The sequence below is a fragment of the Pseudomonas syringae pv. tomato str. DC3000 genome (assembly GCF_000007805.1).
Classification (GTDB): domain Bacteria; phylum Pseudomonadota; class Gammaproteobacteria; order Pseudomonadales; family Pseudomonadaceae; genus Aquipseudomonas; species Aquipseudomonas avellanae.
Map to the genome: position 1 here is coordinate 585974 of NC_004578.1, position 11725 is coordinate 597698.

At 59.4% G+C, this 11725-nt stretch carries 9 protein-coding genes and 1 tRNA gene; 3 read left to right on the plus strand and 7 right to left on the minus strand.

Features of this window, described 5'->3' with window-relative positions:
• Positions 1-34 precede the first annotated feature (34 nt).
• The 5 genes from PSPTO_RS02800 to rpsU all read right to left on the minus strand — a co-directional run bounded on the left by PSPTO_RS02800 (position 35) and on the right by rpsU (position 7434).
• Positions 35-111: transfer RNA gene (locus PSPTO_RS02800), tRNA-Ile, on the minus strand.
• A 15-nt stretch (positions 112-126) separates the two neighbouring features.
• Positions 127-2604, minus strand: a complete 2478-nt coding sequence (locus PSPTO_RS02805) for a sensor domain-containing protein (RefSeq protein WP_046463958.1) — start codon at positions 2602-2604, stop codon at positions 127-129.
• A 268-nt stretch (positions 2605-2872) separates the two neighbouring features.
• Positions 2873-4723 (minus strand): RNA polymerase sigma factor RpoD, encoded by a 1851-nt coding sequence (gene rpoD / locus PSPTO_RS02810; RefSeq protein WP_005614111.1) that lies wholly within the window; start codon positions 4721-4723, stop codon positions 2873-2875.
• Positions 4724-4790: 67 nt separating this feature from the next.
• Positions 4791-6749, minus strand: a complete 1959-nt coding sequence (dnaG, locus tag PSPTO_RS02815; protein ID WP_007244455.1) for a DNA primase — start codon at positions 6747-6749, stop codon at positions 4791-4793.
• 469 nt (positions 6750-7218) lie between these two features.
• Positions 7219-7434, minus strand: a complete 216-nt coding sequence (gene rpsU, locus PSPTO_RS02820) for a 30S ribosomal protein S21 (protein ID WP_002551877.1) — start codon at positions 7432-7434, stop codon at positions 7219-7221.
• A gap of 197 nt (positions 7435-7631) precedes the next feature.
• On the opposite strand from rpsU, the gene tsaD reads away from it, so the two are divergent.
• Complete coding sequence (gene tsaD / locus PSPTO_RS02825; RefSeq protein ID WP_005614128.1) at positions 7632-8657, plus strand: tRNA (adenosine(37)-N6)-threonylcarbamoyltransferase complex transferase subunit TsaD; 1026 nt, start codon at positions 7632-7634, stop codon at positions 8655-8657.
• A 52-nt stretch (positions 8658-8709) separates the two neighbouring features.
• Here the strand turns inward: tsaD and plsY are convergent, their stop codons facing one another.
• Positions 8710-9279, minus strand: a complete 570-nt coding sequence (plsY, locus tag PSPTO_RS02830; protein ID WP_005614129.1) for a glycerol-3-phosphate 1-O-acyltransferase PlsY — start codon at positions 9277-9279, stop codon at positions 8710-8712.
• A 74-nt stretch (positions 9280-9353) separates the two neighbouring features.
• On the opposite strand from plsY, the gene folB reads away from it, so the two are divergent.
• Positions 9354-9707 (plus strand): dihydroneopterin aldolase, encoded by a 354-nt coding sequence (gene folB / locus PSPTO_RS02835; protein ID WP_011103181.1) that lies wholly within the window; start codon positions 9354-9356, stop codon positions 9705-9707.
• The gene (folK, locus tag PSPTO_RS02840) at positions 9698-10222 is read left to right on the plus strand and encodes a 2-amino-4-hydroxy-6-hydroxymethyldihydropteridine diphosphokinase (protein ID WP_011103182.1); all 525 of its coding nucleotides are present in this window, start codon (positions 9698-9700) and stop codon (positions 10220-10222) included. The genes folB and folK overlap by 10 nt, the downstream gene beginning before the upstream one ends.
• A 269-nt stretch (positions 10223-10491) precedes the next feature.
• On the opposite strand, the gene PSPTO_RS02845 is transcribed toward folK, so the two are convergent.
• Positions 10492-11721, minus strand: coding sequence for a multifunctional CCA addition/repair protein (locus PSPTO_RS02845; protein WP_011103183.1), 1230 nt, complete (start codon positions 11719-11721; stop codon positions 10492-10494).
• Between the last annotated feature and the right edge of the window lie 4 nt (positions 11722-11725).

Sequence of the window (11725 nt, forward strand, 5' to 3'; positions counted from 1 at the left end):
AACGCGAAAGCCGCGCAGTGCGCGGCTTTGAGTATGGTGGGCCCACACGGACTCGAACCGTGGACCAAAGGATTATGAGTCCTCTGCTCTAACCAACTGAGCTATGGGCCCTCAGTAGGCCGCGGATTATAACGGCGGTTTCGCGGCTGTGCTATCCGAAACGTCGGAAAGATTCGTAAGAAGGAATCTCTCGCTGAATTCGTCGGGCTGGAGGGGCAGGCTGATGATGTAGCCCTGGATCTGTTCGCAGCCTTCTTCGCTGAGAAATTGCTGCTGTTCGTGGGTCTCGACGCCTTCGGCGATCACGGTCAGTTGCATGCTGCGGCCCAGTGCGATGATGGCGCGGACGATGGCGGCGTCGTGGGTGTCTTCGGGCAGGCCGCGGATGAAGGACTGGTCGATCTTGAGGATGTCCAGTGGCAGGCGCTTGAGGTAGCTCAGCGAGGAATAACCGGTGCCGAAGTCGTCGATGGCCAGTTGCACGCCGAGTTGTTTCAGCTTGTGCAGCACGGCCAGCGCATCCTGTGTCTGGCTCATGATGAAGTTTTCGGTGATTTCCAGTTGCAGGCAATCCGGCACCAGGCCGTTGTCGGTGAGCAGCTGTTCGATGCGCTCGACCAGATTGGGCTGGCGCAGTTGGGCGCCGGCCAGGTTGACCGACATTGGCCCGAATGGTGTGCAGGTTTTCCGCCATGCGCCCATTTGGCGGCAGGCCTGTTCCAGCACCCAGTCGCCAATCTGCAGGATCATGCCGTTTTCTTCTGCCAGGGGGATGAAGTGTTCAGGTGGCACTTCGCCGAACGTCGGGTGGCTCCAGCGTATCAGTGCTTCTGCGCCGACCAGCGTTTGGGTCAGAAGGCTGATTTTGGGCTGGTAAGCCAGGCTCAGCTGGTTGCGGTCCAGTGCTCTTCTCAGCTCCTGCTCAAGCGCAATGCGCTCGCTGGCCTGTTCGGTCAGGTCGCGGGTGTAGCTTTCGACCCGATTGCGGCCCTGAGCCTTGGAGCGGTACATGGCGGCGTCGGCATTTTTGACCAGCGTCGCCACGTCGGTGCCGTCGGTGGGGAATACGCAGCTTCCGATGCTGGGGCTGATGTACAACTCGTGCTCGCCGGCTTCAAACGGCGTACTGAAGCAGGCCAGCAGCTTGTTGGCGATAGCCTTGGCGTCGCTGGGCTGCAGCAGGCCGGGCAGCAGAACGATGAACTCGTCACCGCCGAGTCGCGCCACAGTGTCGATGTCGCGCAGGGTTTCCTTGAGGCGGTGGGCAATACCCTTGAGCAGCAAATCGCCGACCGGATGGCCCAGGCTGTCGTTGATGTGCTTGAAGCGATCCAGGTCAAGAAACAGCACCGCGCCAAGGCTGCCGGACTCTTCGCTGTGCAGCAATGCGGACTGCAAGCGACTCTCGAACAGGGTGCGATTGGGCAGGCCGGTCAGCGGGTCGTGGTGAGCCTGGTAGTCGAGGCGCGCCTGGGCATGTTTGAGGCTGGAGATGTCTGCGAACACCGCGACAAAGTGCGTCAGAAGGTTCTCTTTGTTGCGTACGGCGCTGACGGTCAGCCAGCTCGGATAAAGCTCGCCGTTCTTGCGTCGGTTGCTGATCTCGCCTTGCCAGTGGCCTTCGGCTGTCAGCTGATGCCACATCGAGGCGTAGAATGCGCTGTCATGCTGGCCGGAGGCGAGCAGACGAGGTGTCTGGCCGATGGCCTCGCTCTCGCTGTAGCCGGTAATTTCAGTGAACGCGCGGTTTACGGCGCTTATTCGCTGGTCGGTATCGGTGATAAGCACGCCCTCGGCGGTGCTCTCGAAGACGGTGGCGGCCAGGTGCAGTTTTTCCTGCATCAACTGGCTTTCGGTTATGTCCCGCGAAATCGTCAGCAGGCACGCGTCGCCCGAGATGAGAAGCGGGTGCGAAGACAGTTCGCATACCCGGATACTGCCATTGACATTGCGAAGTCGAGCCCGAAAACCATGCACAACGCCGTGCTGCTTCAACTGCTCGATAAGCCTGGAGCGCTCGCTTAAATCAGCCCATATGCCCAGGTCGAACGTGGAATGTTCAAGGCAGTGCCGTTCGCTGTAACCCGTAATCCGGCAGAACCCTTCGTTGACCTCCAGAAGCATGCCGTCCTGTTGGCGAGTAATGGCGAGCCCGTCAGGCGCGGCATGAAAGGCTTTGGCGAACTTCTCCTCGGAAAGCTGCAGTTGCTGCTGGGCCTGTTTGAGTGCGGTGATGTCACGCACGACCACCAGCACTGCCGGTGTTGAGCCTTGATCGAAAGGTTGCGCAGACATCAGCCCTGAAAAGGTTCGCCCGTTCTTGCGGCGGAAGGGGATCTCGAGATTATGGATGTTGCCTGTTTGTAACTGTTGCAGCACTTTTGGGCCAATGCCCGGCACTGCCCATAGGTCAAGCTCAGTAGGTGTTTTACCAATGACTTCTTCGATGGAAAGCCCTGTGTGCTCAACAAATGCCTGATTGGCATCCATGATGTGCCCATCGATAAGGCTGGCGATGATCATGGCGTCCGGACATTGAGCGAAGACCGAAGCGAATCTGCCTTCTGACAGTCGCAACGCTTCCCGGTCGCTGATATCGATCATTAATCCAGCCATAAGTGGCTCAAGTCCGTGTTTGACCGCTGCTGATGATATGACCTTGGTAACACATGCCGAGCCAAGGTTTGACCCGATAACATGTGTCCGGGGTGATACATAGGTGTAGGTCAATTAGCGGGGGGCCGCAACCAGACCAATGTCTGAAAGTTTGTAACTTGATCTGATTCACGTTTTCGGTGCAGGTCTCGGTTTTGCCGGGCCGAAAACGCAAAACCCCCGGCAGGCCGGGGGTTTTGTTGACTCGCTGGTGCGATTACTCGTCGAGGAACGAGCGCAAGTGCTCGCTTCTTGTCGGGTGACGCAGCTTGCGCAGTGCCTTGGCTTCGATCTGACGAATCCGCTCGCGGGTTACGTCAAACTGTTTACCGACTTCTTCAAGCGTGTGGTCGGTATTCATGTCGATGCCGAAACGCATGCGCAGAACCTTGGCTTCACGGGCGGTAAGGCCCGATAGCACTTCGCGTGTCGCTTCTTTCAGGCTTTCAACGGTGGCGACATCGATTGGCGACTGCATGGTCGAGTCTTCGATGAAGTCACCCAGGTGCGAATCTTCGTCGTCACCGATCGGGGTTTCCATGGAGATCGGCTCTTTGGCGATCTTCAATACCTTGCGGATTTTATCCTCAGGCATTTCCATGCGTTCGCCCAGCTCTTCCGGGGTCGGTTCGCGACCCATTTCCTGCAGCATCTGCCGGGAAATACGGTTGAGCTTGTTGATCGTCTCGATCATGTGCACCGGAATACGAATGGTGCGGGCCTGGTCGGCAATCGAGCGAGTGATCGCCTGACGGATCCACCAGGTCGCATACGTCGAGAACTTGTAGCCACGACGGTATTCGAACTTGTCCACAGCCTTCATCAAGCCGATGTTGCCTTCCTGGATCAGATCGAGGAATTGCAGGCCACGGTTGGTGTACTTCTTGGCGATGGAGATCACCAGACGCAAGTTGGCTTCAACCATCTCTTTCTTCGCGCGGCGGGCCTTGGCCTCACCGATCGACATGCGACGGTTGATGTCCTTGATCTCGGCGATTTTCAGGCCGGTTTCTTCTTCCAGCGCAGACAGCTTCTGCTGGCAACGCTGGATGTCAGGCTGCAGGCGACCAATGGCTTCAGCGTATTTGCCTTTACCTTTGGCGAGCCCATCGGTCCAGCTTTCGTCAACTTCGTGGCCGGGGAACTGGCGCAGGAAGTCGGCGCGCGGCATACGTGCATCACGTACGCACAACTGCATGATGGCGCGTTCCTGAGCACGAAGACGCTCGAGGGCACCACGGACACGCTCTACCAGACCTTCAAACTGTTTTGGAACCAGTTTGATCGGCATGAACAATTCGGCAAGGGCAACCAGTTCGGCGATGGCGTGCTTGTCGTCGCGACCGAACTTCTTCAGCGCCTTGCGGGTGATTTCCATTTGATCGGAAACCGCACCGAAACGCTGCTGGGCGATGACCGGATCCGGACCGCTTTCGACTTCGTCTTCTTCGTCGCTCGAGTCTGCCGACTCTTCCTCATCATCGTCAGCGCCTTCGGCCTTGACGGCTTTGGGGTCGACGGGCGGAGGGACTTCGGCAGGCGGCGCGATGCCGTCGTCCGGGTCGATATAACCGCTGAGAACGTCGGAGAGACGACCGCCTTCGCTGGTGACACGTGTGTATTCGGAGAGAATATGGTCAACCGTGCCTGGGAAGTGCGCAATTGCGCCCATCACTTCACGGATGCCTTCTTCGATACGTTTGGCGATTTCGATTTCGCCTTCACGGGTCAGAAGTTCAACGGTGCCCATTTCACGCATGTACATACGAACGGGATCGGTGGTACGCCCGATATCGGTCTCGACCGCTGCCAACGCTGCAGCCGCTTCTTCTGCGGCTGCCTCGTCGGTATCGGCGTCGGCCAGCATCAAGGCGTCCGCATCCGGAGCACTCTCGTGTACCGGGATCCCCATGTCGTTGATCATGCGGATGATGTCTTCCACCTGCTCGGGATCTGAAATATCCTCAGGCAGGTGGTCGTTGACCTCTGCGTAAGTCAGATACTTCTGCTCACGACCCAGGGTGATCAACTCTTTGATACGAGACTGCTGTTGCGCTTTTCCGGACATAACACCCTATCCACTGAAGGTCTTGGCGGGCAAAAAACAAGCCGAGGATTATACCCGAGCTATGACCTCACGCGCCAGTTGAGGTCGGGTTTTGTGCGGGAACATTGCGATTTAGCAGTTCCCTTAGCTGAATTTTCTCTTCTGCGCTCAGCTCGGTCTGCCGAGCCTTGCTGATCAGATGGTCCAGGCTGCGCTCGCGTTGGCGAGCGGATAAGCTAGTTATAGTGTCGAAAAACTGTTGTTCAAGGTTGTCGGTCTCAATCAGCCATTCCTTTTCTGCCAGTGCACGCAGCAAGCGGCCCTGTTCAGTTCCGTGCCATCGCGCTATCAACTGTAACGACCGCAGGCTGGGATTCTTTTGCCGGGCTTCGATAAGGGCGACCAGCAGTTGTGCGTTTGATTGGTCTTCTGCAGCGAAATGGCTGGCATTTTCGACCTTTTCGGCCAGTTCCGGGTGGTGCAGCAAGGTTCTCAATGCGGCCTGCATTGGCGGCTCGACGGCGGTCGGTACACGCGGCGTGCGGGGTTCGAACTCCTGACGCTTGCCTTTCTTGCCCCAGGACTTGTTGTTGTCCCATTTTTTCTGATTCGGACCGCCGGCTTTCTTTGGCGTCCATTCCTGCTGCGCCTCGTACCCGCCTTGTGGCTGGTAATCGGCAAAGTCGGGCATGGCGTCGTAATCGACATACGGGTCGTAGCTCGGAGGCGCGTCTGCGGGTGCGCTCTGCACCAGTTGGCTGACGGCCTCGCCGGTGAGCCCGGTAATTTCACTGAGGCGCTGACGCATCAGGATCCGCAGGTTCGCGCCGGGCACTTTGTCGATCAGTGGCGCGGCGAGTGTGGCCATGTGCGCTTTGCCTTCCAGTGAGCGCGGGTCGGATTCTTTGGTCAGTTGCTCGAAAAAATAATCGGCCAGCGGCTGGGCGTGCTGATTGATGCGCGCCTTGAAGGCGTCGGTGCCTTCCGAGCGCACCAGCGTGTCCGGGTCTTCGCCTTCGGGCAGAAACAGGAAGCGGGCCCGCCTTCCGTCCTGCAGGTTTGGCAGCGCGGCCTCCAGCGCTCGCCATGCGGCGTTGCGTCCGGCCTGATCGCCGTCGAAGCAGAACAACACGTTCGGCACGACCCTGAACAAACGTTTCAAGTGTTCTTCGCTGGTGGCCGTGCCCAGCGTGGCCACGGCATTGCGCAAGCCTTGCTGGGCCAGAGCGATGACGTCCATGTAACCTTCAACGACGATGATTTCATCGAGGTTGCGATTGAATTTGCGTGCTTCAAACAGCCCGTACAGCTCCTGACCCTTGTGGAATACCGGCGTTTCCGGCGAGTTCAGGTACTTGGGCTTGTCGTCGCCCAATACGCGACCGCCGAAGGCGATGATGCGCCCGCGCGAGTCACGGATCGGAAACATCACCCGGTCACGGAAGCGGTCGTAGCGCTTGCCGGTTTCAGCGTTTTCGATCAGCAAGCCGGCATCTATCATGACCTTTTGCTGTAGCGAGTCGCTGCTCAGGTGCTTGTACAGGTTGTCCCAGCCGGGTGGTGCAAAGCCCAGGCCGAAGTCCCGGGCGATTTCACCGGACAGGCCGCGGCCCTTGAGGTAATCCACTGCGGCTTTGCGCGACGGATGGCTTTTTAGTGCCTGGCGGTAAAACTCGGAGGCAGCGTTAAGAAGCGGGTAAAGCGGTGAGTCGGTCGGCTGACGGGGTTTCTGACCCTTGACGCCTTGCTCGCGTGGCACTTCCATGCCGGCGGCTTTGGCAAGGTCCTCGACGGCCTGGGGGAAATCCAGGTTGTCGTGGTCCATGATGAAGCCCAGTGCGTTGCCACCTGCGCCGCAGCCAAAGCAGTAATAGAACTGTTTGTCCGGGCTGACGCTGAAAGAGGGTGTCTTTTCTTTGTGGAACGGGCAGCACGCGCTGTAGTTCTTGCCGGCTTTTTTGAGCTGCACGCGCGAGCTGACGACATCGACAATGTCGGTGCGGTTCAGAAGGTCGTCGATAAAGCTCTGGGGGATCAGCCCGGCCATGGCGTTCTCATCATCAAGCGTGTCGCGAAAATATCGAGTGACTCTACGAGCGTTCCGTCAGCCTGTCAGCCGTCTTTTGGTATGACGACAGCAATAAGCGGGCACGTCTTTGCATCCGAAGGTCGGTGCTGAAAGCTGAAAAAAAGCGGGTGCATGACTTTTGCGAATCGATCATCAGGCTGTGGGCGTTGACGACATTCATTCGGATAGGGCGAGAGACGCTGCCTTGGCTGAGCTTCTTGCGAAGTCATCAAGGCATACTCGTCTTGTCATCAGCCAATTGCTGCCCGAGTGGGCATGGCTGAAGCTACCTGTAAACAGGCTGGACGTGCTTGACTGGTTGTTTGAGTCGCATCTGCGGCCTGGACAGGTCAATCAATCTAGCTAACGCAAAACAGCAAAGCTGTAACTGCAGACAGCCCGGCTGTGTGGCCGGGCAAGGCAGAAGCTTGCGACGAAGGTCTGTAAATTAATACAGACGAACGGCGCGGCGCTGTTCGCGCTGGACTTTCTTGGCGTGGCGTTTGACAGCAGCTGCTGCCTTGCGCTTACGCTCCGAAGTCGGCTTCTCGTAAAATTCGCGGCTACGAACTTCAGCCAGAACACCGGCTTTTTCGCAGGAGCGCTTGAAACGACGCAGAGCTACGTCGAAGGGTTCGTTCTCTTTAACTTTGACGGCTGGCATCCAGAGCTACCTTCATTCATTACCGGGGTCAACGCTCTGTACAAACACTGCACAAAGTACGTCGGTTTTTAAGGGTTGCGGATGTTAACCCCTCATTGAGAGGAATGCAAAGCCTCTGATCGAAAACCGCTGGTCGGCACCTCGGTCGACGACTATTATGCGCGCCTTCAAATCTGCCCCCTACAAGGCGCAACCCCATGCTAGTACTGGGATTAGAAACCTCCTGCGACGAAACCGGCGTCGCGTTGTACGACAGCGAACGCGGTTTGCTGGCGGACGCTTTATTCAGTCAGATCGACCTGCACCGCGCTTATGGCGGTGTGGTGCCGGAGCTGGCTTCGCGTGATCACGTCAAGCGCATGCTGCCCCTGATCCGCCAGACACTGGCCGAGGCCGACTGCGTCGCGACCGACATCGACGCCATCGCCTACACCGCAGGGCCGGGCCTTGTGGGCGCGTTGCTGGTCGGCGCGTCGTGCGCGCAGGCGCTGGCGTTTGCCTGGGATATTCCGGCGCTGGGTGTTCACCACATGGAAGGCCATCTGCTGGCCCCGATGCTGGAAGAAAACCCGCCGCAGTTTCCGTTCGTCGCTTTGTTGGTGTCCGGCGGGCACACGCAGCTGGTGCGCGTCGATGGCATCGGTCAGTACGAGCTGCTGGGCGAGACGCTGGATGATGCCGCAGGCGAGGCGTTCGACAAGACCGCCAAGATGATGGGCATGCAGTATCCGGGCGGCCCGGAGATCTCGAAAGCGGCCTTGCAGGGCGTGCCGGGGCGTTTTGTCTTCCCTCGGCCGATGACCGATCGCCCCGGGTTGGCGTTCAGTTTCAGCGGCCTGAAAACCTCGGCGCTCAACACCTGGCAGCAGTGCCAGAGTGCCGGGGACGACAGTGAGCAAACCCGCTGCGACATCGCTCTGGCCTTCCAGCAGGCGGTAGTGGAGACTTTGACCATCAAGTGCAAGCGCGCGCTCAAGCAGACCGGGCTCAAGAGTCTGGTCATCGCAGGCGGCGTCAGCGCCAACAAGGCGTTGCGGGTATCGCTGGAAAGCATGCTCGGTGAGTTGCGCGGGCACGTTTACTACGCGCGGCCGGAATTCTGTACTGACAACGGCGCGATGATCGCCTTTGCCGGCTGCCAGCGTCTGCAGGCCGGGCAGAAAGAAGATTTGAGCATCAGCGTGCAGGCGCGCTGGCCCATGGAGCAGTTGTCGGGGCTCTAGTGGTCGGGGTGGTGTGGGCTGTGCTGCGGTTGAGCGGATTTCAGGTTGTGTATCAGAAATGTCGTTCGCGCCCGGCCAGCAGGTCGCGTAGATTGCCGCGATGGCGCCAGACGATGAGCAGGGTTAGCACGCTCATCGGCAACAAGGCGTGCGGTTCCTGCCAGGCCAGTAATGGCAGCGTCAGCGGGGTGGCGATCAGGGCGGCGAGCGAGCTGGTACGGGTCAGGTAGAGCGTCAGCAGCCAGGCCGCTATCGCCAGGGCCGCTGCGGGCGGGTAAAGCCCCAGCAGCACGCCGGCGGCGGTCGCGACACCTTTGCCGCCACGGAAGCGAAAGTACAGCGGAAACAGATGGCCCAGCACTGCGCAGACGCCGATCCAGCCTTGCTGTGATGGATCAAGGCCCCAGGCGCCGGCGAGCACTACCGGAATCAGGCCTTTGCAGAGGTCGCCGAGCAGGGTCAGGACGGCCAGTTTCTTTCCGGCCAGACGCAACATGTTGGTCGCACCGGCATTCCCCGAACCACTGGCGCGCGGGTCCGGGCTGCCGCTCAGGCGACTGAGCAGGATGGCGAAGGACAGCGAGCCGAGCAGGTAGGCGAAAGTCGCCAGTAACCAAAACATGCTAACCATTCCGGGCGAGGATGCCCTGATTCTAACGGCGCATCGCGCCCTTGTCGTGCAGTGGAGAGTAGCGCTTGGACAGAGTTTTCATCGAGGGCCTTGAGGTCGATACGGTTATCGGCGCCTATGACTGGGAGCGTGGCATTCGCCAGTGCCTGCGTCTGGACCTCAGTTTTGCCTGGGACAATCGACCTGCCGCGGCGGGTGATGACCTGAGCAAGGCGCTTGACTATGCCAGCGTTTCCACACGTATTCAGGCGTTTGCCGAGCAGGCGCAGTTTCAGTTGGTGGAGACGTTTGCCGAACGCCTCGCCGAAGTGCTGATGAGCGAATTCAATGTTCCCTGGCTGCATCTGAAGCTGACCAAGCCGGGTGCTGTGGCCGCCGCCGCCGGTGTCGGCGTGGAGATCGAGCGCGGATGTCGCTGACGCGGATTTTCCTCGGCCTGGGGAGCAACATCGAGCGCGAACGGCACCTGCATGCGGGGCTTGATGCGCTGGATGGCTTTCTCTCCGACATAAGCTGTTCGCCGGTTTTCGAGAGCCATGCCGTAGGTATCAAGAGCGGGCCGTTCTTCAATCTGGTGGTCTCGGCGCTGACCGACCTGCCGCTGACAGAGCTGGATCGCCGCCTGAAATTCATCGAGGCGGACAATGGCCGCTACGCGCCTGATCGAGTCGGCCTGCCGCTGGACATTGATGTGCTGCTGTATGGCGAACAGGTCGGCAACTTTGATGGGCTGATTTTGCCCAGAGCGGAAATTCTCAAAAATGCCTTCGTTTTGCGCCCATTGGCGCTCATCGCCCCCGAACGTCTGCATCCGGGGGTAGGCTTGTCGTTCAGCAAATTGTGGGCGGATGCGCAGATTGATCAGCAGCTTTGGCCTGTGGCTTTTGAATGGCGGGGGGTGGGGCTGACACCTGAGGATTTGCTGCGCAGCTGAGATCATCCTCGCCTTTCAGCTTGAGCGCAGAGCTTCCAGGGCTGCGCTACCACGCTGTAGCGCTCGTTATGCGTAAGTCATAGAGCGCCTGGAATAGTGAGATTCCCGGCATCTGCCCGGAGGGCGTGGGAACCGGGCGACGCTTCGCTTGTTCGCGAAGACAGTGTTTCAGTCGGTGCATTTTCGGCGGTTATATCGACCCTTTCGCGAACAAGTTCGCTCCCACGGCCTGCGGCCAGAATCAAAAGCATAATTGGTGCGCGAGCCTGTCAGGCGACGTGCCCCGCCTTGTAGGTTTTCAGTGCCTTCAAGCGCTCGTTCTTCAGCGCGTCACCCAGTTCCTTGCCCTTCAGGCCTTTCTCCAGCAGCGGTTGCACTGACACGGTTCGGGCGGCGTGTGCCGCGCCGCGCAGGTAGTCGGCCTGTGGATAACTGCGTTGCTCGAAGCCATGGCGGCCGCGTGCGTCCATCTCGCAGGCTGCAATAAACTCCTCGAAGCGTTGCGGTCGGCGGTAGACGTCGAAACTGTGCAGCAGCTCCAGCAAGGTCGATGGTTTCAGTTCCAGTGCCCGGTGGCCATGCGTGTGGTATTGGCCCACCAGTAGTGCCAGTTCCTGGCAGTCTCTTGGCACCCGAAAACGCTCGTTGACCGCTTTTATCAGGCGCAGGCCGGTGTGTTCGTGGGCGATGTGCCTGGGCCATTCGGATTCTGGCGTCAGCCCCTTGCCCAGATCATGCAGCAGGCAGGCCCAGCGCACGGTCAGCGGGTGTTTGTGGATGGCCGACTGCTCAAGCACGCTGAGCACATGCACGCCGGTGTCGATTTCCGGGTGGTGTGCAGCCGGCTGCGGCACGCCAAACAGCGCTTCGACCTCGGGCATCAGCTCACTCAGCGCGCCACAGTCATGCAGCACCTGAATGAACACCTGCGGCTGGTCTTCCATCAGGGCGCGAGAGATTTCCTTCCAGCTTCGCTCGGCCGTCAGCGCTTTGAGTTCGCCGGATTCGCTGAGCTGACGCATCAGCTCAAGGGTCTCGGGCGCGACGGTGAAGCCATGGCCGGCATAGCGCGCGGCGAACCGGGCCACACGCAAGACCCGGAGCGGATCTTCGGCGAACGCGGGCGAAACGTGACGCAATACTCGCGCTTCAAGATCCTGCTGGCCATTGTAAGGGTCGGTCAGATTGCCGTCCTTGTCTTCGGCCATGGCATTGATCGTCAGGTCGCGGCGAATCAGGTCCTGCTCCAGTGTGACGTCAGGGCTTGCGTGAAACACGAAGCCTCCATAACCCACGCCGCTCTTGCGCTCGGTGCGTGCCAGCGCGTACTCCTCGTTAGTCAGCGGGTGCAGGAACACCGGGAAGTCGGTGCCGACCGGGCGATAGCCCTTGACCAGCATGTCCTCGGTACTCGCGCCGACCACCACCCAATCGATATCAGTGACAGGTTGACCCAGCAGGCGGTCGCGTACAGCACCGCCAACTTTATAAATCTGCATAAAA

Coding starts and splice junctions, on each gene's coding strand:
- PSPTO_RS02805 (WP_046463958.1), bottom strand. CDS start 2,604: ATGATCGATATCAGCGACCGGGAAGCGTTGCGACTGTCAGAAGGCAGA.
- rpoD (WP_005614111.1), bottom strand. CDS start 4,723: ATGTCCGGAAAAGCGCAACAGCAGTCTCGTATCAAAGAGTTGATCACC.
- dnaG (WP_007244455.1), bottom strand. CDS start 6,749: ATGGCCGGGCTGATCCCCCAGAGCTTTATCGACGACCTTCTGAACCGC.
- rpsU (WP_002551877.1), bottom strand. CDS start 7,434: ATGCCAGCCGTCAAAGTTAAAGAGAACGAACCCTTCGACGTAGCTCTG.
- tsaD (WP_005614128.1), top strand. CDS start 7,632: ATGCTAGTACTGGGATTAGAAACCTCCTGCGACGAAACCGGCGTCGCG.
- plsY (WP_005614129.1), bottom strand. CDS start 9,279: ATGTTTTGGTTACTGGCGACTTTCGCCTACCTGCTCGGCTCGCTGTCC.
- folK (WP_011103182.1), top strand. CDS start 9,698: ATGTCGCTGACGCGGATTTTCCTCGGCCTGGGGAGCAACATCGAGCGC.
- PSPTO_RS02845 (WP_011103183.1), bottom strand. CDS start 11,721: ATGCAGATTTATAAAGTTGGCGGTGCTGTACGCGACCGCCTGCTGGGT.